We start from the raw sequence: 21,632 nt of genomic DNA, 5'->3' as shown, positions 1-21,632 counted from the left end.
GCGGGAATGTTATAACCTTTACTTAGTCTAAGTTCCCGATTTGTAGTATGGTAGTTCTTCTATAGCCCCTCCCCCCACTACCCCCTGAATACTAAGTGACTGGGGGTAATCGGTCTACTCACAATGCAAATTAATCGCGGTCCTCGCGACCACCGATATGGGACGTACTGGAATCGTATCCCGGAGTGTATGCCAAGGCACGTCCCGGTAGCAGACCTGGGAGGCTTCTCCATACCCCGTAACGAGGGGGGAGTACCCTCTAGAGAGGAGTTCCCCTATCCAGTAGTCCCGGTCACCGACCAATACCAGTTACATCTGTTTCCGGCACCTGACCATATCCGGCCGATGCTGGTTCGGCTCACCGATGGCGAAGTGCTCACCGATGGTCACGAACCGTACGGATTCTGGTTGACCGTCGATGGGATTGCCGAAGCCCGAGAGACACTCATCGCACAGGCAGAGAACTATACGAACCAGACGGCACCTCGAGAGCTCGGAACCGCCCTCCAAGACGCACTCGCCACAGATGAACTGCTATACGACATCTTCTCAGAGCAACTCACTGAGAAGCTCCGTCCACCGACCGTTCGTTGGCTTCGTGACCGTACCAAGTCTGTAAGCGCAGACACTGTCGAATACACCGGTGGAGCGTACGTCAAAACGGAGTGGACCATCGAGTTGGAACCTGAATCAAACAGGGGGGAGCGATCCCCACGGACACTCGAGCTCCACACCGATGACCTCATTCAGCAGGATTCGCAACGGTTCACGGTTGATTACCGGCAGCTCTTCCGCCAGCAAATTCGATGCTCAAACACCTGGTGGACGGATCTCAGCAGATATTGGATTACCTCGGCAACGGTCGAAGATATTGTAGACGACGATTATCCCACACAAGATGAGTCGGCATTTTCGCTCCGCCAATCTGGGAAGGCGAAGTACCATCTCGTACGGAATGAAACAGGGACGACCGTCTGTGGTCATGAAGCCCGTTCAGGCGACACCCGGCAATTCTCCCCAGATACGCTCCCGATGCCAGCGGCACTCTGCAATCATTGTTCCAGAGAAGTCAAACGACATCTGATTCCCAGAGAATAGTGTCAATCCGGGATGGATCGCTGATCGTGAATAGCTGAACACGATTGAAACAGGCAATCCGCAACACCTGTTTAAACCAGACAAAAGCGGTACAGCACCAGAATATTATGACGTTCCAGTCGTGGTATCTTCGTATGAGTATCCCCGATCTCGCCCCGATACGAGAGTCTCTTGATGCCAGAATCGAGGAGCTGGAAGAGGAGCAAAAACGACAGGAAGAGCGGCACGAAGGAGATGGAAGCACACCCGCAGTCTGGGACAAGGTAGAACCGAAAATTCGGAGGGATGTCGTAGAGGATTGCCAGGAGGATCTTGATGGCGTGGACGAACAAGACGAACTTCTCCGAATATTAGCTGAATGGCGCCGTAACGAAAATCGAGAGTGGGAATTCAACAGAAACAGTTCCACGGTAGAGAACGAACGAAACAACATCAAGACGGCTGAAATTCGGATCTGGAAGGAGGAGCTCATAGAACTAATTCCCGAGTCCGAATTCAAGACCTGCGGCCTCTGTGAGTCTCTTCAAATGCCAAAAAGCGACCGGCGAAAGAGTCGAGGGTACGTATGGGAATGTCCTGACTGCTTCTAGTCTGGGCTCACGAACATCTATTATACTGACGACAAGAGGGGGGAGTATGGGCGCATCTGATTGGGCTGGCAGGATGTGTATGCGACTAGAAGAGGAGTTTGACATAAGCGAGGACCGGGCCCTCCGTATCACGACACTCGTTCGGCCACTCCGAGGAGAAGGATATGAGGATGTCTTTGGCGAGTACGGAAGCGAGCGACACCAGAAACTCCAAGAGCAGCTGATCGACGAACTCGATAAGTCACTCCTCGAGCAGTCCGGCAATACGATCGAAGAACGGTGGAATAACTTGATGGATGAGTTGGACTGTCAAAGTCGCGCTGACAACGGAGTATACCTCATCCCCTGGAGTGAACACGAAGCCGACGACTGGCAAAATCCCTGTGTGACGAGTTCCCGCTCGTGACCTGATTCCGGAAATCCCGGAAACCTTGAGTTTCCACGAACAGGAATCGCGTTACTGCGCGAGGATTTAGTTAGGTTCGAGAGGGGTAAATGGGGTGTTTCCGGAAGCAACCCGGTCACGTTTTTAGTACTAGCCAGAAAACCGGTCTATCAACCAAAGATGATCCGCGATGCTCGCGTTCTCCGCGCCGGGTTCGTTCCTCGGGAAGTTGAGCATCGCGACGCCGAAGTCAACCACCTCTCTAGCGTCCTCGAGCCCATTACGAACGGAGAACCAGCCGACACAGCTATCGTCACCGGACCCAGCGGGACGGGGAAGACATGTATCTCGAAATTCGTCACGGAACGACTTCGGGAAGAAGTCCTCGACGTCGAGGCCATCTACGTCAACTGCTGGCGCAACTACACCCGATTTCGGACGCTCTACCAAATCCTCGACGACCTCGGCGCGACGTTCGACATCCACCGACAGTCGACGCCCCACGACGAACTCGTCGACCGACTCCAGCAACACGACGGCCCGCGAACGGTCGTCATCCTCGACGAGGTCGACCAATTGGAGGACCCCAGCGTCATCTACGACCTCCACAGCCTCCCGCAGTTCGCGATCATCTGCATCGCGAACAAGGAAGAGGAGCTGTTCAGCCGCGTCGACGACCGCCTCGTGAGCCGGCTGCGCTCCAGCGAGCACGTCCGGATGGACAAGTACCACGACGAGCAGCTGTACGACATTCTGAGTTCGCGGGCGAAGTGGGGGCTCGACGAGGACGTCATCACCGACGACCAGCTCTACCGGATCGCCGACGCGGCCGCCGGCGACGCCCGCCTCGCAATCGGCATCCTTCGAACGGCCGCCGGCAAAGCCGATCGCGAGAACCACAAGCACATCACCGACGACGTCCTCCTGGACGCCGCCGAGGATGCCCGTGCGCAGATCAAGCAGAAGAGCCTCGATTCACTCACGCCCCACCAGCGCGTCGTTTACGACATCGTCCGGGACCACGGCCCGGTCGGGCCGAGTGAGATCCACGACCACTATACGGACGAAGTCGACGAACCACGGACGAAACGGACAGTCCGGTCCTATCTCTCGAAGATGGCCCAGTACAACCTCCTCGAGGCCGCGGGCACGAGCCGAGATCGAGAATACGCGATCATTGAGTCACCGTCTGCTGCAACAACCACTTAAAGCATCCCAGAACATCGATACACTATGACCACACTTCCCACACTGTTCGAGACCTTCCTGTCAGACATCCGCCCGCAGGACGAACACAATGATGCCTACAAGGAGGGTCACGAAACCCTTCGCGATCACTTGCAGACTGACGACGACATCGACGAGTTCTACGTTGCAGACTTTCTACAGGGGAGCTACCGCCGGTGGACGGCACTCAGACCGCAGGAAGACGAGAAATCCGACGTTGACGTCGTCTTTGTCTCTGATCTCAGCAGTGACCTTGATACCGACGTAGCGCTGGAAAAATGCGAACCGTTCCTGAAGGAACACTATGAGGGGCAGTGGGAACCGAATGCCCACTCCTACAAGATCGAGGAAGAGAAGGTGGAAATCGATCTCGTCTTGACAGCGGCACCCAGCGAGGCAACACGTGAAGCCGTCAAATCACTGGGTTCACTGGACGTGGGAACAGCCCTGACTCCGGACGACCTTTCGACGGTGGCAGAGGCCCTCAATATCTCGGCAGATGGCGACGACGAGTGGAAGGACGAACCGCTCAAGATCCCACATCGAGATGAGAACGAGTGGGAGAATACCCATCCCCTCGCGACTATCGCCTTCACTGTAAATAAGAACGATATCACGGATGGCCACTACGTGAACGTCGTCAAGGCCATCAAATGGTGGCGGCGAACGAAGACACCTGACGTCGAAGGACCGACAAGCTATCCCCTCGAGCACATCGTTGGCCAGTGCTGTCCTGATGATATCAACAGCGTCGCCGAGGGCGTGACAAGGACGCTCGAAGAACTTACACGGAAGTTCAAGACCGAAGCAATGGCTGAGGAAACCCCTACCCTGCCTGCTCACGGTCTCCCGAGAACCTCCGAGAATGACGTCCTAAAACAAATCGACGGGAAAGATTTCGCGGCGTTCTACGATGAGGCAGAGGATGCCGCAGAGCTCGCGCGGACAGCACTGGATGAGGAGGACAAAGAAACATCGAGGGATTACTGGTACCAGCTCTTCGGCGAGAAATTCCCTCCATTCGGAAGTGACGACGATTCTGACGATGGAGGGGAGAAAGCCATGTCAGTAGGCTCGTCCTCACAGGTAGAGGATCCATCGGACCACCAGTTCGCCGAGTCGGACAGCTAACGTAATAAATGCCACCCCAAGAAATTACAGAAGCCGTCGCAGCCATTGCCGAACGGGATGGGGTCACCGTCCTCAAAGACCCATATCGAGACGATAGCAACGGACGGTGGATTGTCAAGATCAGGCTTTCTCCAGACGACTTAGAACCCCATCCGGACGTCCCACGCGAGACAGACTGGTATCTCCATCTACGGGATACGTACCCCGCCGGTTCAATTGGGATCTACCCTGCGGATCAAGAAGAGAACACCATTACCGCCACATTTCCCCACCAGAAGCTGAACGTTGCTGGGAGCGACGATACTCCGTGGCGAAGAGGCGATATCTGTGTTGCTCGGTATGGGCACACCCTCAGTCAAACGGGAGCCACCGGCGAACCCAGCACAAGCCGTGATCGACTCTGTTGGCATATGGACCGAGCATTGCGGTGGTTAAGTAATGCTGCGAAAGGGGAACTCCGGGAACCAGACGAACCGTTTGAAATCCCGGCCTTCGATACGAACTCGGCTTCGGCCACGACCATCGCATTCAACGAGACGCAGGAGTCGTTCTCAGATTGGATGACGGCGTATGGACAGTGGGGGACAGTCAATCTCCGCTCGTTGCCAACTGCTGAAGAGACATACGCGACTGGTACGTTCAAAGATAGCGACGATGAAGTCGTCTATCAGCCACAATGGGGCGGATATATCGATTCGAATCCTGATGACTCTGTTTCCGGAGCGTGGGCATTGGTAGAAGAGGTGCCGATTGAACCCCCGTGGGAGGCCCCGGAGACGTGGGAACAGTTAGACGTATTTTTCGAGGGTACCGAGACCGACCCGTACGAACTACGGGCGAATATCAAGCCCGTCTTGGACGATGAGCCGGTCAAGATCCTTCTAATTGGATTCCCCATCCCAGCAACGGTTGACGGCGACCCCGAGATCATCTATTGGCAACCAATCGAAATAAAAGAGTTCAAAGATCCGAATGACCTCTCCGGCGGATTTCGAGATACTGGAAAGGGGCCTGAGATAGCCGAACGGCGGGAAGCCGGAGAGGAACAGATTCGGTGGCTGGACTCGGACAACTGGTCGCATGAGCAGCTCACCAGACGCGGGCATATGACAGAGTGGTTTCTGGATCGCAACATCGTGCTCATCGGAGGGGGAGCGCTCGGCAGTATGGTTGCCGAGAACCTCGTTCGAGCCGGCTGTCAGCAGCTTACCATCATCGACAACGACACGTATGAGATCGGCAACGTGGCTCGCCACACACTAACAATCGATGAGGTGGGAGGAAACAAGGCGACAGCAATCGCGGACCGGCTCGAATCCATTGCACCGTACGCCCAGGTCCTTGATGTGGATAGCGCCTTTCCACCGAGCGGTGAGTTGCCGGAGCCAATTAGAGAAGCGGAGGTAGTAATTGACTGTACCGCGTCACGGGGAGTTCGTCGCGCTCTGGATGCGATTAGATGGAATCACCCGGTCGTGTTTTGCTCCGCTGCGATGGGTCGGCGAGCGAACCGGTTGTTCTGCTTCACAGCTTACTCACATACCTTTCCGTACAGCGATTACAACGAAGCGTTCGATCCATGGCGGTTGCAAGAGCAGATCGAATGGGACGAAGACGAGGATGCCATCCCCGAACGAGTGGGCTGCTGGCACCCAGCATCAGTTATCCGAACAGACCGGGTGATGACGTGGGCTGGGACAGTGACACGGCTTCTTGATCAGGCGACGGCATTGAGTCTGCGCGAGAATCACTTCACCGTACTCGAGACCGGTAGTGACGACGAGCTGCCGACTATTTCAAAGGCCACACCTCCCTTCCAAGACGGAACAATATGGCGAGCGCCGGAATCACCCATCACCGTACAGATTCCGGCCACGTGTCTTGAAGCGATGTATGATCGCTGCCGAAAGGAACATCCATGTGAAACGGGCGGTATTTTGGCTGGTACCGACCGTCTCGATGGACCAGCACTAGTGGTTAATGCCCGAGACCCACCGCGGGACTCCATTCAAGAACCAACTCGATTCCTCCGAGGAACCGACAAAGTCGAGGAGTGGCTCAAAGATGCCAGGGAGAGCAGCGGTATCGACTATCTCGGTGAATGGCACTACCATCCCGGCGCTTCACCCGATATCAGTCGGGACGATCGAACTGCGATGAATGAAATCGCCAACGACGACGGCTACGACTGTCCGCATCCGCTACTCTTCATCGTTGGTCAGGACGAAGAGGGTCAGTTCTCGATTAACGCCTATCTATTCCACGATAGTAAGGAATACGAGCAGTTAGAACGGATTGACAACCCAGATGCTGCTTCAACTCTCAACGTCGGTGACGATATATGACTGATCCAACTGGCCGTGTATTTCTCAGCTATAAGCACGAACAGACGGACGTCGCCAACTTCCTGCAGACGGAACTGGAGCGACACGGGGTGCCGATTTGGCGGGATATCTTCGATTTGAAGCCGGAGCCACTCAGAGATGAAATCATCGACCAGCTGGAGAATCCGGAAACAGCCAGTGGAATTGCGCTCGTTAGTGAGGGCGTAGCCGACTCTGACATCATTCTCAACGACGAGTTGCCGGGGTTCAATAGTCGGTGGGATAGGGATGACGAGTTTTTCGTGGTCGTTGTGCCATGTCCCGATATCAGCGTTGGAGAGGCCAAATCGATACTCAACGAGGCACCGGTCCTCCACGACTTTTCCGCTTGGAAAATGTTCCCCCTAGAGGCGGCCACGTCTGACAAAGCTACAGATGTCGTCCAGGCCGTCTTATCAGAGCGGATCGAGCGGATAGATGGGTATTTACCGGACGGCGAGCCTCTCGAATGCTCACTTGACACCTACGAATCGCCGGCTCACGACATCGATCCAGCGATTGCTATTGACTGGTCAAGATCTTTCGAACATGGTCCACCATCCCAAGAAGTATGGAACCAACGTCTACTCCCGGCGTTAACTACGGTAACGGACTGTCTCATTCAAAACGCATCGGGCCGCCCCCTCCGCTTCCGTGGCCGAACGCATCTTCCCGCTGCTTTCGCGGCCGGTTACTGTCTTCCAACCACACGTCGTATCCAAGCAACGTGGATGCAACCCACCGGCCCTGCCGGGATGACAGAATGGAAACTCGATATCGACGAAGAGGAAAGCGGGTTAGAAGGAGATCTCCAGCGACAACCGAATCACGGATCGGAGCTGGCGGTGCTCGTCAACATCGCTGCCGATGTGCAACCGGAGATAGAACAGATGCATAACGACCTTCCGGATTTCAACGGCGTTCTCAGATTGACACCGGAAGATGGGCCCGATGTGGAACTGTCCCCGGCACAGGCAGCCCATGCTGCAGATGTTTTCCGAACCAAGGTACGAGACGCGGTCAAAGAACTGCCAAAAACATCGACCATTCATCTCTTCATAGCTGGCCCGATAGGGCTCGCCTTTCTCTTCGGGCGAAAATCAAACACACTCAGACCGATCCAGACCTACCTCTATAGCAAAGACGAGGGTCGATACTATCCCGCTGGTCGATTACAGGATCAGCCACTTTCAGACGGCTCAGACACCGCCTCGGAAGAGCAGTAGGAAATCAACCGCCGTTGGCATCCAGCAGAGCCTTGATTCGCCCGCCCCTCACCAACGGGTCGTCCACGATATCGTTCGCGACGATTGGCCGCTCGGAACAGCGAGATTCACGACCGCTACATAGACGAGGTCGATGACCCTCGAACAAATCGTACTGTCCGAACCCATCTCTCGAAAATGGCTAGTACAACCTCCTTGAGGCGGAGGGGACGAGTCGGGACCGAGAGTACTCGCTCGTCGATTCGGCAGCTGCGTCGCCGATGCAGTGACCATGACCCCGTCAGCTATCAGGAACTGAACTCGCCGAGGCCCGATTGCTCGTGGTCCAGTGGTTCGATGACCTGGGGATCGTCGTTGCCGGGGTTGTTGACCCGCGTCGAGATTTCGTAGGCGTCCAGATCGTCCTTCGGGTACGGCTGGCACAGTTCCTTGCGAGTGTCCGGATCTGCGGCGAGCCAGTCGGATTCGGCGTTCCTCGGGAGGACGACCGGCATCCGATCGTGGATGGAGTTCATCAAGTCGTTCGGCTCCGTCGTGAGAATCGTGACGCACGAAATCGTCTCGTCGTCGCCCTCCCAGACGTCCCAGAGCCCCGCCATCGCGAACGCGGGGTCGTCCTCGCGGTGAATCCGGTAGGGCTGTTTCGAACCGCCGTTCGGCGCTTTCCACTCGTAGAACCCTGACGAGAGAACCAAACAGGGACGGGTTTCCCACGCCCGCTCGAAGACACGTTTCTCGTCGGCCGTCTCGGAACGAGCGTTGATGATGCCTTCCTCGGGCTCGTCCGCCCAGAACGGAATCAATCCCCAGTGATAGGCGTCGATCTCGTCGGAGGCCTCGTTCGTGATGATGTAGAGATCCTCGCCAGGAGCGATGTTGTATCGGGGTGTGTACCCGCCGTCCGCGACGACCTCGGCATCGAAGCGGGCCTCGAGGTCAGCCTGGTCGATGAAGAGCGAGTTTCGGCCACACATACCTAGGAGTTTGGAGGGAGGCATCTTCAACGTGGTCGCACAGGAATCTCGTCGCCGCAACAAATCTCATTTAATCCCAAGTGATGATGAGGGCTGTTCAGTTGAGCTGTATTTTGTGAACAAGCTTCTAATCACTAGGGAGAGAACAGGATTCACATAGATGGTGTCTCTAAGTACTGTTCTCACCATCGGAGGGATATTAGCGACACTCTCGATAGCTGGCGCAACCTACTGGACTTTGAGAAAAGATATCCGGACCAGGGTGAGAATACGGCATACGAACGACATCCGTGAACAAGTTCTGGAGCCTTGGCTCAATAACCTACCATCTTACAGGGCCTCCTCACCGCTTGGTGCCGACGGAGGTACCGAATCACTTGTTGCTGAGCTCGCAGGTTATGGTTTCAGGCCCTACCCAGATGAAGTCTCGACTACGTTGAAAGATCATTTTTTGGAATATCATTTAGATGAGCAAGCACCGCACGATCTAAATCAACTACTTGATAACATAGGCGAGAAGATCCAAGAAATCCGTTCTGAGAAAAGGGCCTACGTAGACGAGGTCAAGGGGTCTCCTGAGATGGAGAAAATGCTTTCAGACATATCTCGGAACTGGGCTGAAGTCGATCCTCAACAGCTTACAATCTGGCTGAGAGAGGTATTCGTAGCCGAATACACAGGTGGAGACTTCCAAGGCGAAATATTGTGGATGAACCCCGAAATAGCAGAGAATGGGCTGAAAGTCGTAGAGCGCGACGGCCAATATCACTATTACACCCTCACGGAAAAAAAGCGAGAGAGGACTCAGGTAACGAATGCACCGATTATAACGTCAGACACCAGAGTCCCCGATTTCCAAGTCGAAAAGCTTCTACACGAATACAAGAAGCACGCGGAGTACGACTTTGGGGCAGGGAATCGAAATGAGCATATCCGGAAAGCAGGGGAAGCAATGAGCGAACTAATCTCAACCCAGTACCAATCACTAAGGGAAACACTGGAATACTACGGAGCCATGCCCATTCTCCCCAACGACTGCTATCACTCGAAATGAATCACTGATCGTGGACCCGAATATGTACCAAAAAAGGGCCTCTCTCAATACCCACTACAACTGAGTATTCGTCAGCAGGTACTATGGATATCCTGGAAACGTTCTTGGAAACAATCGATTGACCGGGGAAACTCGACGGCTGAGTCAGGGTCAGTATCTGTCTCGTGCCTTCCCTGAAACGCGGAAGCGACACGCCGCGGCTTTTCGGGAAAGTAGACCTCTAGTCGAGCATGGGAGAACACTCAACGTCGAACCGATTAGCGGTGGACCAGCCAACTCGGGGCGCTGACCGCAATCGGTCCCTCGCTGACCAGGCCGATCCGGCTACGGACGAGATGCTGTTACCGCAGCTCGACGACGGCATCACGCTGCTCGACGTCGAGGGTGGCCGCGGCGTCCCGATCCTGCAGTCGCTCGTGCTCGACCATCTCCTCCTGCACGACGGGCCCGCCTTCTGGGTCGACGCAAATGGTCACGCGACAACGACGACACTCGCCCAGATCGCTCCCAGTCAACGGTTGCTCAACCGAATCCACGTCGCACGCGGATTTACCGCGTACCAGCACTACGGCGCCGTCTGTGATCTCCCGACGGCAGTGAACAAGTCGATCCAAATGTCCACCACCGACGCCGGGGCGGCCGGTCGACGGGCACCAAGTCGCGACGAGGAAACGTCCCCCCACACACCCGCCCTCATCATCGCGCCGGCCGTCGATGCCCAGTACCGCGCCGACGATACCCTCGGGGAGACCCACGCGAAAACCCTCCAGGCCCGAACTCTCGCCCGGTTGGCGACCTACGCCGATGGGTACGACATCCCGGTACTCGTTACACGAAACGAACGAAACGAATTCACCGAGTCAGTCGCGACGGTCGCCGACCACCACCTAGAGTGCGAGCAGACGCGGATGGGCCCACGGGTCGTCGGCGAGGACTTCGAGACGCTCGTCTATCCCGTCGACGACGGCGCGTACTACCAGACGACGTTCGCCTACTGGCGGCAGCTGCTCGCTGCACGCGCCACGCAGGTCGGCATGGAGCCGACGACGCCGGCGCCGTCGACGCCGACCCCGGAGGGTGTCGGGACGGGCGTCACCACTGACGGTGAGACGGTGGCGGCCACCGCGGATCCCTTGCTCGATGCGTGGACGGCGAGCGGTACAGGAGACCGATAGCGATGGGGCGTACGAACCCGACGTACCGGGATGCGCTACGGGCCATCGAAGAGCGCTGGGCAGATTTCCGCCGGGCACTGCGGCGTCGCGACCAGCCGCGATTCGACCGGCTGTTCGAGTACGCCCGCGAGCACGCCGACGCAAGCGGGCTGTTGAACCACCAGAATCCGCTCCTGCCGGCGCTGCTCAGCATCAATCTCGAACAGGAGGCCCGCCTCGACGACCACGAGGAACGCCTCGAGGAGCTCGAAGCCGCAGTCACAACGAGCGATGACCAAGAGAGCGCCCCACCGGACGCGAACCCGTGACGATGCCGTTCAGTATCGACTTTCTGGACGACGGCCGCGTCCTGGAGTGGGAGGCAACCGCCGACGGCGCCGTCGCAACCGAGCGCGGTGACTACACCCCACGCTTCTACGTCGCCGCTCGCGACCCTGATGCCGACCTCGGCCTCACGATACTCCAGTCAGTGTACGACCAGCACCCGGACGTCGTCGCGACCGAAATGGTTGCGCGACGACCGGGCTTTCGACGAGACGAGGAACCAGTCCTCGCCGTCGACGTCGCCCACATCGACCGCGTCACCCCACTCGCCCGGCAGGCACGCCAGCTGTCGGACTATCCAATCGGGGATCTCGCCTGTTTCAACGTCGACTTCTCGCGGGAGTTCCGGTACTGTCTGGAGACCGGCACCGATCCGACGCCGGCGAGCGAGCTGTCGACGCTCCGGCTCAGCGTTCCGGTGACCGAAACGAGCAACGACGTCTATGGGAAACTGTCCATCGCCGGCGACACCGTCACCGGCTCGCCGACGGATATCCTGACCGCCGTCCAGGGGGCGCTCGAAGCACACGATCCGGACGTCCTGGTCTGCTCAACCAGCGAGATCGTCCCGACGCTGTACAAGATGGCGACGGACGCCGGCGTCGGCGACTTCTCGCTGAGTCGGTGGCCGGACGTCGACTACCAGCAGCTCGCGAGCCGGTCGACGTACTCCAGCTACGGCCGCGTCGGTCACTCCCCGGCGCGGTACAACGTGCCCGGGCGGGCGATTATCGACGAGTCGAACACGTTCTTCTACGGGGAGACTAATCTCGACGGCGTCCTCGACCTCGTGTCGCGCTCGAAAAAACCCGTCCAGGAGCTTGCGTGGGCGTCGATCGGGAACGTTCTCACGGCGATCCAGATCTGCGAGGCCCACGACCGCGGTGTCCTCGTTCCGTGGAACTCCTGGCGCCACGAGTTCTACAAGCCGATGGGAACGCTCCACGACGCCGACCGCGGCGGCTTTATCTTCGCCCCCGAGGTCGGCCTCCACGAGAACGTCCACGAACTCGACTTCTCCTCGTTGTATCCGAACATCATCTGTACCCGGAACGTCTCGCCGGACGTCATCCGGTGTGACTGCCACAGCGACCGCGAGGACGTCCCTGGCCTCAGGTACTCGATCTGCGACGACCGGGGCTACCTCGTCGACGTGCTACAGCCGATCATCGACGCGCGCGACGGGATCAAGGCGGCCATCCGTCGCGAGAAGGAACGGGACGACCCCGACGAGGACCGCCTGGCTGAACTCGAAGGGCGGTCGGGAGCGCTAAAGTGGATCCTCGTCGCCTGCTTCGGCTATCAGGGGTTCAGCAACGCGAAGTTCGGCCGCATCGAGTGCCACGAGGCAATCAACGCGTTCGCCCGCGAGATTCTACTAACGGCGAAACAGCGACTGGAAGCCGGCGGTTGGCGCGTCGTCCACGGCATCGTCGACTCCATCTGGGTGACCCCAGACCCCGACGTCGACGACGATGACCGCGAGGACCTCGAGACGCTCGCGACGGAGATCACGGAACGCGTCGAGATTCGGCTCGAACACGAAGCCCACTACGACTGGGTGGCGTTCGTCCCGCAGCGCGAGAGCGACGCCGGCGCGCTGACGAAGTACTTCGGGAAGGTCGCCGGCGACGACGACTTCAAGATCAGAGGTATCGAAGCCCGACAGCGTTCGACCCCGCCGTTCATAGAGGACGTCCAACGGGATTGTCTCGACCGGCTCGATGCCACGCGGTCACCGGACGCAGTGCTCGGACGTCTCGAACGAGCAATCGACGAACTGCAGGCGGGCAACGTTGCAGTGGAGCGGCTCGTCGAGCGGAATCGTGTTTCCAAGCCCCTGGAAGACTACTCACAGAATACCCAGAACGTGGCGGCCTTGAAACGGGCTCGCGAGCAGGATCTGGCAGTCCACCCGGGCCAGAATATCGAGTACGTGGTCGTCGACGACGAGAAATCCTCGCGAGACCGGGTCGCCCTCGCCCACGAAGAGATCGAGACCTACGACGCTTCGTACTACGAGACGCAGCTGGTTCGAGCGATTGAGAGCGTGCTGTTGCCGCTGGGGTGGGGTCGTACAGATATTAGACGGAGACTCGCGGAGACACGGGAGGTGGAGCTGACGGAGTTTACAGCAGTCCGGAACGGATGAGTAGTCTCAAATGTCTTCTGAGGTGAGCAAAATCACAAGTGGGCGACGAGGTCGATTCCATTCACACTCTGGGGGGTCCTGCTCTCTGGAACACCCCCCGGAGTGTGAATGGAAGTAAATCAATCACACCGAGGGCGGGCAACCTATATGTGAATGGGGCGAATTGGTCCGCTCATGCCAAACAACGATTCCACGCAAACAACCGTCGACGAGATATTAAATGTCGACGAGGGGGATAGCGAAGACGAATCGGATATTTTTGAGAAGCCGTGGTTGCTCGAGATCGATAACGTCCCTGACGCCAATCGAATCGTCGGACGAGACGACCATATCACGTTCTTGGCCAAGAATCTCCGAAAGATGCGGACAAACAGCGTCCCGGATAACGTCCTGGAGTGGGGAGAAACCGGGACGGGGAAGACACTAGTTGCAAGACACGTCTGCGAGCGGCTCGAAGCAGCAACTGCAGGAACGGACTCCCCGATCGTTACTGCCTACATTAATCCGGACCCCATCTCTACGTATACCTCCACCTTCCGAAAGATCGCAGAGCAGGTGAACGCAAAAGCAGAGAACCCGCTTGATGTCCCCTATCAGGGCCTCTCAGCCGAACATTATCGGGATCAGAAATTGTGGCCCGTTGTTCAGCGGGAGTTTTCTGGCGGCCTCGTCGTCATCATCGATGAAATCGACAAGCACGGAGAAGTTAACGAGGTCCTCTACACGCTATCACGGACACAATCAAAAGACGACGTTGACTTCCCAGTCGTTACAATCGGGATTTCGAACGACATCGAATTCAAAGGAGAAATCGAGTCACGGGTTCAATCGACTCTCCAGCCAGAACACCGAACGTTCACACCGTACGAAGAAGACCAGCTCATTGCAATCCTCGAAAATCGACGGGACGCATTTTACGACGGTGTCCTCGACGACGAGGTGATTCCAACCACAGCTGAACTCGCAGCTGAAGAACACGGTGACGCTCGACGGGCAGTCCGGTTGTTCCGGAATGCAGGCGAGATCGCTGACGAAGAAGGCGACGAGATCGTGACCGCGAATCACGTTCTCGAAGCTGACGAACTCGTCGAAGTTGAGCTCTTTATGGAAATGGTGAAAGGGACTCCGTTGTCCGGGAAATTACTCCTGTTTGCTCTCACACGTCTTGACCGGAATAACCCGGAGAAAGAATGGTTCCGGACGTCAGAGATTCACGAGGTTTACCAAACAGTAGCACGGGACGTCGAAGTAGAGCCCAAGGGGTACAATCGTGCGCTTGAGCTTCTGAACAAGCACGTGACGACAGGAGTTCTCGAATCGAAAAAGAAGGAAGGCGGAGATCAGGGGAAGTTCAGGTCGTATTCGCTCCAAGGAGACGTGGAGAGTACACGAACTGGGCTGATCAACTCAACGCCGGAACTCCAGACGTTGATGGGATGGTGACACCCCCACCCCTCGGTGTGAATGGTCCCCCATAGGTCACGACTGTAGTAAAGACGGAGCTGGACTCAATCCGTAGAAGCTGTGTCGTCTGTCTGAGTCCCATTACGGCACGGAGAGCGGCTTACACGTTCTGCCACGGTAGCTGACCCGGTCCGCTACTGCACCGCACCGCAGTTGTAGTTATCTTTATTATACTACAGTCTAAACAGTCCTTCGAGTAGACGTATTCTAGAAGGCGAGGCCTTGTGCCGAAGCCGAAGCTTCGTCACTGAGGCGAGAACCCTCCCTACGGCGAGAGGACTTCTGCTGTTAAGGACTTCTTAATCGCAGTACCCTGGGTGGTGGACCATTCACACTGAGGGGTGTGGGGGTAAACGAGGCGTAATCTATCCACGTGTTACTTTGTCTCTTCTAACGTAAATTCCCGTCAGAGAGTACCCGTTGGTAGGCCATTCACACTGAGGGGTGTGGGGTAAACCGATCCCATTCACACTCTGGGGGGTGTCATCTGCTACGCTAAGAATCACGTTGAAACGAACATCTGGCTACAGCTGAATCTCGTCTACTCGTCTGGATTCACCGGTCCTTTGTACTTCGACTTCACTGAATCACCTTCCCGCCACTGCCAGTAATAGTAGCGATTGTCGTTGATTTCCTTGATCGTGATCGTCGCCTTCGCAGGGACGTCGTCTGGGAGATCGTCTGGCCGTTCTTCAACCTCTTCTTGATCTGCCGACTCCTCGCGACGGGCCTCTCGTTCCTTGTGCTCGGCGAGCGCTTCAGCGTACGTCGCAACGTCTCGGAGCTGCTCCGGGTCCATCTCGTTGAGCGTGTTGACGATCTCCGTCGGGAAGTTCGCCGGTGGGGCCGGGGGTTCGTCGGACATCGGCTACTCTCGTGTTAACCAACACGGCCCACGAATCCATAGTTTTGTTGGTTAAGACGATGGAGACGGCTCCTGTGCTTGCTGGCTGTAACACTACTCGAAACTTCTTTATATATACGTTTCGTACTATGTTACACCGTGCTCCGGCGCATCGAACTCGAGGTCCTCGCCACAGTCGACCGCGGCGACACGATCTCCGAACTCGCGACGAAGCTCGACCACAGCGAGAGCTACCTCTCTCGTGCCGTCGCCGACCTCGTTGAAAAGGGACTCGTCTACACGGAACGCGACGGCCGCCGAAAACGAGTCATCCCGTCAGATGCTCGCGCCGTCGAACGCTACCAGGACCTCGTCCGCCAGCACTCCCACATCGACTTCCCCGAACTGCTGACCGGCAAGGCACTCGAAGTACTGTACTACCTCGACCAGCCGCGAACCGTCTCCGAGATCGCCGGCCGGAGCGACAACTACCGCAACACGGTCAACCGCGTCCTCAAGCGGTTTCGCGACCGTGGGCTCGTCGGGACCGTCGACGGCTACTACGAGTTCAACGCCGACTTCGACCGCCTCCACGAGTTCGCCCGTGAACTCGCACACCATCTGCATCGTCAACGCCTCGAAGCCGTCGCCCCGAAGGGCACGATTCTCTGGGAAAACTACGACGAATTACTCGCGCAGGCCGAGACGGAGATCGATGCAGAGGGGTTCCACGAAACCGGTCTTGCTCGATTCGCGGCCTTCGACCTCCAGTTTCTGCTCACCGGCCACCGCTACTACGTCTATTCCGAGGACCTCGACGCAGTCTCGCCGGCGGAGCTCTGCTGTCACACGCTGCTGATCGACGACGGTAGCCGCCACCGCTCGTACTGTCTCCTCCTGCTCAGCCACGTCGACGTCGACGAGGCGGCCCTCCGAGAGCAGGCGGCGACGTATGGTCTCGAAGACGAAATCGACGCCTTGCTCCGCTACCTCGAGACCCACGGCGAGGTCGACAACGACCGGCTCCCGGAGTGGGACGAGTTCCAGGAGTTGGCGGCTGACTACGAGGTGTCACTACCATAATGAGACCAACATTCGGACGCGAGTACATCGAGAACGAATTCCAGCGAATCGGGGACGGGTTATCTGAACCGCTCACGGTCTACCTGATTGGTGGTGGCGCGATGTCGCTGCGCGACCTCAAGGGGGCGACGAAAGATATCGACCTGGTCGTCCCGGATGGCGACGCGTACGGTCAGCTGTGGGCGGTCCTGATGGACCTCGGGTATGCGGAGGTTCAATCGCTGGATCCAGATTACCGGGCGCTGGGGGCGACGAGTTGCGTCGAGAACGACGACGGGTGTCGCCTTGACATCTTCAACCAGCAGGTCGCGAACAAGCTCGTGCTCACCGACGGGATGCAAGAGCGCAGCGAGCCGTTCCTCGACACGGATCGACTGATGGTCCGGCTGGTCAGCAACGAGGATATCTTCCTGTTCAAGGCAATCGCAGGCCGCGATGACGACATCGAGGACATGAATATGCTCGTGCAGGCCGGCCTCGATTACGACGTCGTCCGGGATGAACTCGAAGCCCAGATCGAACGCCTGGGTGACGATCAGTTCGCCACGTTCGCGAACGAGGCCCTGGTCGAACTCGAGGAGCGGTACGGAGTGACCACGCCGATCGAGGGCCGCGTCCAAGAGCTCACGAATAGGTACTACCGGGGGCTCGAAGTCCTCCAGGCACTCGATGAACCGATGACCGTCGACGAACTGGCCGCCAAACTGGAGCTGGATGACGAGGAGGTTCACGACCGGATCGCGTATCTCTCAACGTTCGACCGGGTCCGTCGGGATGGCGACACAGTCCGTCCCGTGGAGTAGTCTGGCCACGACTACGGGGAGGGAAGGCGGCCGTCTGGTCGGGGAACGCGGCCCCGTTTGATCTCGTGATCGACGCGGCGCAGGTGCTTGCAGCCGCCTTCGGGTGAACGCTGCTCCCAGTCAGGGCAGGTACACGATTCGTCGATGACGTCGACTTCGTACCTGTTGCCGGACGCGGACTGTACCTCGTAGCGGCCACCTTTCGAGAGGAGCGAGACGTCCATCGCTTCAGCGACGGCACGCTTCGTGCGGGGCTCGAGATCGTCCTGTGACTTTGGGTTCTCGTCGACGACCAGTCGGTCGCGAACGTCGCCCGTTCGGCCACCGTCGGGAGCGACGGCTTCCGCAGGGCCACTAAGCCGCTCGTGGAGCACTTCCTCCACCGGATGGCCTTCCGGCCAGAGGTAATGGACCTCGCGGCGCTCGCGATGGTCATAGGAGCCGCACGCGGCTGCGCTCCCAGTCCAGACACGCCACGCCCCGAGTGCTGCCATCACGTCGACGATGACTCGGGGAACAGCCTCGTGCTTCTCGGGGTAGAACATCCGAAAGCGAGTACATTCCGTCTGCGGCGGAACCGTCTCCCACCACTCGACGTCGTCGTCCCAGCTCTCGCACATCGCCTTATCCTCCCCGTATCCAACGGTCAGGCCGTCGATCTGCGGTATCTCCACCGATGTCTCGTCAGCCTCGTCTTCGAGCAGCCGAAGGACGGCGTACCGAAGATACTCGTGATTCGGATTGTCTGAAGATTGGGCGACCTGCTCGTGGTGCTCTGCGACTCGCTCTGCCTCGTCGAGAACGGTCGTTAGATATTGGTCGGTCATGGGTCGGTGGAGACGGAAGTGCGCCTCCGCCCCTCGGCGGGCGCTGAAAAACTTAACCAACAAATACCGATCAATCGTATCCTCTGTTGGTTAACCCCTCTCTGCTCGAATGCTGAGCCGGATCGGACTACCGGGGCTAAGAATGGTATATCTGTATGGCGATAACGTCATAGGGAATACGGGGGACAAGACTAATACCGTTAGATGCGATACCGATAACTAGCGATGATGGAGTACGTCGACGAGACCGCGGCGAAAATCATGGTCGCGGCCCGGCCGGGCGACTCGATCCGTCGAATCGCTCAGAAGATCGACGGCTCCTACTCCTGGGTCTACGACTGGATCGAGCGGTTGGAGGACGCAGGCTTCATCCGGCGTGAGGACGGCGTCTACATCGAGAATTACGCTGTCAGGGATCGCTACTACGATCTCGTCGCGGCCATTTCTCGCGCTGCTTCCCCCTCGATCGACGAGGGCTACGTCATTCCGCACTTCGCCGGGATGCCCTTTGCGTACACGAAAATCGACGGCGTCTACGTCTGGACCCACGGCGGCTATCAGATCGCCCGCGGCCACGACGACTATCCGATCTTCATCCAGGTCGCCGACCGGGATGTCGAGCAGTGGACGGCATTCTTTGATGAGTTCGGGATTCCGAGCCGGATCGAAGAGCGGCCGGACGCGACCGACTACGACGCGACCGTCTCGTACGTGTTGTTCCCGACGAGTGGGGAGATCACTCGCGAGTGGGTTGACGGCAATCCGGTTATTCCGTTGGACGAGGCAATCGAGCATATGTTGGAGTACCGGGTGAACTACGAGCCGGCGTTGGAGATGATCGCCGATGAGTACGACCGCGATATCGACGCGTCCCACGAGGATCCGCGTTTGAACGTATGAGTCTCGGTGAACGCGAAGACGAGCTGCTGGATACGCTGGAGGCCGTTATTGACGCTGACCTGCCATACGTCCTCGTCGGTGGGTGGGCGATTGCGGCGTTCAATCAGCGCTTCACCACGGACGTCGACGTCGTCATTCCGGCCCAAGCGGTCGACGACTACACGGACCTTCTCACCGACCGCGGCTACGAGAAAACGGCCGATGTCGAGCGAAACGAACTCTACGAGGGCCGGACTATCCGGTTTACGAAAGATATCGGGAATCCGGTTCAGTTCGACGCGATGGTGGACGCGCTGGGCTGTCGCCAGACGGAAGCTGAATGGTCGTATCGCTATCTGGCCCAGCACTCTGTCACCGAGGAACTGCGAACCGGGCGCCCGGTAACAGCCAGGATTCCGGAACGGGAGTTGCTGTTTGCAGTAAAACTTCACAGTGGCCGCAAGGCGGACTCCCGGGATCTGGTGGTGCTGGCTGCTGGCGCGGATTTCGACCGGATCGCGACCCATCTGCATCGCGGGAAATCCAAGAAGCTCGCTGGTCGCATCGAGACTGTTCTCGACCGACTCACGTCGGAAGATTTTGCGGACGCGTTCAAAGGAGTCTTCGAACAGCAAACGGTTCCCGAACAGGATATCGATGCCGTCGTTGAGTTCCTTCGTGACCAGCAGCGCCGAATCGATTCTGAACGATAACATCGACTGTCGGTGGGGTATGTCTTGGGACCGATCGAAACACGCAGGGTCGGACGCCGAACGAATTAACCAACAGAGTGGGCTAGTACCCCAAGGCGTTGGTTAACAGCCGGGGAGGGGGTGTTCAGCCCTCTACAACTGTGTCGATGATCTCCTGAGCGGTCGAACTGATCCGGCCGAGACGCTCCTGAATGCTCTCCGGATCGTCGTCCTGCCACGCGGCAAGATAGAACGCTGACCCGCTCGTATCCAGGTTGAAATACCGCCCGACGATGTACGCAACGGCTTCCGCTTCGACCTCGCGTTCTGCGCGCTCGGGCTCGTCGTCGCCCTCGAAATGGAGCAGCGCGTGGGCATACTCGTGAATCAACGTGACCGCGAGGTCGGCCTGATTCGGGCGGGCTTTCGCTTCGACGACGGGTTGGCATTCGTGGAGGTTCTGGTGTTTGCAGACGCCTTTCGCGTCGCCATGCTCCCATTCAGCAGCGTCGACGACACGGACGTCTATATCGAGCGTAGTTGCTGCATTGAGGAGTGCTGGTACCAGGTCGTCGGCGTCACCAGTTGCCTCGGTTTCCAACTCGGGGAGCGGTTCGCCCTCGGTTTGAGACACATCGAAGACTGCCGTTGGTTTGAATCCAACCAGTCCTTCGGACCACTCCTCGGCCGGTGTCTCGTCGTAGTCACAGTCGCTTTGCTCGTGGTAACTCGGTGAATTCTCGCACTCTGGGCACTGCTTCGTAATAATGGGTGCCCAGATCCAGATCGCCTGTTCACCTTCTTGGACGTGCCGGTCGAACTCATTTCGCCAGGTATTGTAGCCCGCAACGCGGGTCGCCTCGGGACACTGGAGCTTGATCAGGAGTGTGTTGCGATGTGAGTAGTCATGGAACCGGGACTGAACGTCGAGCCACTCCTGGAATTGCTGGCTGGCTTTCGCCTCGTCGACATCAACGACGAGCTCGTCGATCCAGTCTTCGATGGTGCTGTGCATCTCGTTGTTCCGTGTGTCGGTTTCCTCGAACGAGACCGACGTCTCACTGGCAGTCAACATGGATTGCATCACGTCGAGTACGACGGCGCTGCGTCAGGTCAGGACGCGCCGCACCCCTCGGGGGCGCACAATAAACGACGGCGCGACTGCGGGGTTTATGTCGGGGTTGCTATCGGAGGCTGGGATTAACAACCAGTGCGACACAATCACCGGGAGAATGGGTCTCGTCGAAACGCTCCGCGGGGTCGTTGGGACTCGCACGTCCAGCCCGTCTACCCTGTATGAGTGCCGACACTGCGGAACGACCCTTTCCGAAGACGCCGAAA

At 57.9% G+C, this 21,632-nt stretch carries 20 protein-coding genes and 1 pseudogene; 17 read left to right on the top strand and 4 right to left on the bottom strand.

Annotation, left to right across the window (positions count from 1 at the left end):
- Window positions 1-189 precede the first annotated feature (189 nt).
- From ACOZ4I_RS19870 to ACOZ4I_RS19835, 8 genes and pseudogenes are all read left to right on the top strand, one after another.
- Window positions 190-1,098, top strand: a complete 909-nt coding sequence (locus ACOZ4I_RS19870) for a hypothetical protein (RefSeq protein WP_424005485.1) — start codon at window positions 190-192, stop codon at window positions 1,096-1,098.
- A gap of 134 nt (window positions 1,099-1,232) precedes the next feature.
- Window positions 1,233-1,688, top strand: a complete 456-nt coding sequence (locus ACOZ4I_RS19865) for a hypothetical protein (RefSeq protein WP_424005484.1) — start codon at window positions 1,233-1,235, stop codon at window positions 1,686-1,688.
- 46 nt (window positions 1,689-1,734) lie between these two features.
- Entirely contained in the window at window positions 1,735-2,094 is a 360-nt protein-coding gene (locus ACOZ4I_RS19860) for a hypothetical protein (RefSeq protein ID WP_424005483.1), read from the top strand.
- Window positions 2,095-2,253: 159 nt separating this feature from the next.
- A complete protein-coding gene (locus ACOZ4I_RS19855; protein WP_424005481.1) occupies window positions 2,254-3,282 on the top strand; it encodes a Cdc6/Cdc18 family protein in 1,029 nt (342 codons plus the stop codon).
- A gap of 24 nt (window positions 3,283-3,306) precedes the next feature.
- Window positions 3,307-4,431 carry an SMODS domain-containing nucleotidyltransferase gene (locus tag ACOZ4I_RS19850; protein WP_373675699.1) on the top strand — a complete coding sequence of 375 codons (1,125 nt, stop codon included), beginning with the start codon at window positions 3,307-3,309 and terminating at the stop codon, window positions 4,429-4,431.
- A gap of 8 nt (window positions 4,432-4,439) precedes the next feature.
- A complete protein-coding gene (locus ACOZ4I_RS19845; RefSeq protein ID WP_424005479.1) occupies window positions 4,440-6,776 on the top strand; it encodes a ThiF family adenylyltransferase in 2,337 nt (778 codons plus the stop codon).
- Window positions 6,773-8,020 carry an SAVED domain-containing protein gene (locus tag ACOZ4I_RS19840; RefSeq protein ID WP_424005478.1) on the top strand — a complete coding sequence of 416 codons (1,248 nt, stop codon included), beginning with the start codon at window positions 6,773-6,775 and terminating at the stop codon, window positions 8,018-8,020. The genes ACOZ4I_RS19845 and ACOZ4I_RS19840 overlap by 4 nt, the downstream gene beginning before the upstream one ends.
- A 22-nt stretch (window positions 8,021-8,042) precedes the next feature.
- Window positions 8,043-8,289, top strand: a pseudogene (locus ACOZ4I_RS19835) (AAA family ATPase); the annotation flags it as partial.
- Window positions 8,290-8,307: 18 nt separating this feature from the next.
- Here the strand turns inward: ACOZ4I_RS19835 and ACOZ4I_RS19830 are convergent.
- Window positions 8,308-8,994 carry an SOS response-associated peptidase gene (locus ACOZ4I_RS19830; protein WP_424005476.1) on the bottom strand — a complete coding sequence of 229 codons (687 nt, stop codon included), beginning with the start codon at window positions 8,992-8,994 and terminating at the stop codon, window positions 8,308-8,310.
- A gap of 160 nt (window positions 8,995-9,154) precedes the next feature.
- On the opposite strand from ACOZ4I_RS19830, the gene ACOZ4I_RS19825 reads away from it, so the two are divergent.
- The 5 genes from ACOZ4I_RS19825 to ACOZ4I_RS19805 all read left to right on the top strand — a co-directional run bounded on the left by ACOZ4I_RS19825 (window position 9,155) and on the right by ACOZ4I_RS19805 (window position 15,142).
- A complete protein-coding gene (locus ACOZ4I_RS19825) occupies window positions 9,155-10,048 on the top strand; it encodes a hypothetical protein (RefSeq protein WP_424005474.1) in 894 nt (297 codons plus the stop codon).
- Window positions 10,049-10,383: 335 nt separating this feature from the next.
- Entirely contained in the window at window positions 10,384-11,223 is an 840-nt protein-coding gene (locus ACOZ4I_RS19820) for a hypothetical protein (RefSeq protein WP_424005576.1), read from the top strand.
- A 2-nt stretch (window positions 11,224-11,225) separates the two neighbouring features.
- Window positions 11,226-11,531: a hypothetical protein gene (locus ACOZ4I_RS19815; RefSeq protein WP_424005472.1), complete on the top strand. Its 306-nt coding sequence runs from the start codon at window positions 11,226-11,228 to the stop codon at window positions 11,529-11,531.
- A 2-nt stretch (window positions 11,532-11,533) separates the two neighbouring features.
- A complete protein-coding gene (locus ACOZ4I_RS19810) occupies window positions 11,534-13,699 on the top strand; it encodes a type B DNA-directed DNA polymerase (protein WP_424005470.1) in 2,166 nt (721 codons plus the stop codon).
- Between the two features lie 174 nt (window positions 13,700-13,873).
- Complete coding sequence (locus tag ACOZ4I_RS19805) at window positions 13,874-15,142, top strand: orc1/cdc6 family replication initiation protein (RefSeq protein WP_424005468.1); 1,269 nt, start codon at window positions 13,874-13,876, stop codon at window positions 15,140-15,142.
- A gap of 562 nt (window positions 15,143-15,704) precedes the next feature.
- On the opposite strand, the gene ACOZ4I_RS19800 is transcribed toward ACOZ4I_RS19805, so the two are convergent.
- The gene (locus ACOZ4I_RS19800; RefSeq protein WP_424005466.1) at window positions 15,705-16,028 is read right to left on the bottom strand and encodes a hypothetical protein; all 324 of its coding nucleotides are present in this window, start codon (window positions 16,026-16,028) and stop codon (window positions 15,705-15,707) included.
- A gap of 138 nt (window positions 16,029-16,166) precedes the next feature.
- Here ACOZ4I_RS19800 and ACOZ4I_RS19795 point away from each other — a divergent pair, with 138 nt between their 5' ends.
- On the top strand, window positions 16,167-17,090 hold the full coding sequence (locus tag ACOZ4I_RS19795) for a MarR family transcriptional regulator (RefSeq protein WP_424005464.1): 924 nt from the start codon (window positions 16,167-16,169) through the stop codon (window positions 17,088-17,090).
- On the top strand, window positions 17,090-17,893 hold the full coding sequence (locus ACOZ4I_RS19790) for a DUF6036 family nucleotidyltransferase (protein WP_424005462.1): 804 nt from the start codon (window positions 17,090-17,092) through the stop codon (window positions 17,891-17,893). Before ACOZ4I_RS19795 ends, ACOZ4I_RS19790 begins: the two co-directional genes overlap by 1 nt.
- Window positions 17,894-17,904: 11 nt before the next feature.
- On the opposite strand, the gene ACOZ4I_RS19785 is transcribed toward ACOZ4I_RS19790, so the two are convergent.
- The gene (locus ACOZ4I_RS19785; protein ID WP_424005460.1) at window positions 17,905-18,720 is read right to left on the bottom strand and encodes a hypothetical protein; all 816 of its coding nucleotides are present in this window, start codon (window positions 18,718-18,720) and stop codon (window positions 17,905-17,907) included.
- 228 nt (window positions 18,721-18,948) lie between these two features.
- On the opposite strand from ACOZ4I_RS19785, the gene ACOZ4I_RS19780 reads away from it, so the two are divergent.
- The gene (locus tag ACOZ4I_RS19780; protein WP_424005458.1) at window positions 18,949-19,620 is read left to right on the top strand and encodes a helix-turn-helix domain-containing protein; all 672 of its coding nucleotides are present in this window, start codon (window positions 18,949-18,951) and stop codon (window positions 19,618-19,620) included.
- Complete coding sequence (locus tag ACOZ4I_RS19775) at window positions 19,617-20,312, top strand: nucleotidyltransferase domain-containing protein (RefSeq protein WP_424005456.1); 696 nt, start codon at window positions 19,617-19,619, stop codon at window positions 20,310-20,312. The genes ACOZ4I_RS19780 and ACOZ4I_RS19775 overlap by 4 nt, the downstream gene beginning before the upstream one ends.
- Window positions 20,313-20,436: 124 nt before the next feature.
- Here ACOZ4I_RS19775 and ACOZ4I_RS19770 read toward each other — a convergent pair whose 3' ends face one another.
- Window positions 20,437-21,366 carry an ArdC-like ssDNA-binding domain-containing protein gene (locus ACOZ4I_RS19770; protein WP_424005454.1) on the bottom strand — a complete coding sequence of 310 codons (930 nt, stop codon included), beginning with the start codon at window positions 21,364-21,366 and terminating at the stop codon, window positions 20,437-20,439.
- Window positions 21,367-21,632 lie beyond the last annotated feature (266 nt).

The sequence above is a fragment of the Haloarcula salina genome, from assembly GCF_049603855.1.
GTDB classification, from domain to species: Archaea; Halobacteriota; Halobacteria; order Halobacteriales; family Haloarculaceae; genus Haloarcula; species Haloarcula salina_A.
The sequence above is the reverse complement of the archived record's forward strand: the minus strand, read 5'-3'. Positions and strand labels throughout refer to the sequence as shown.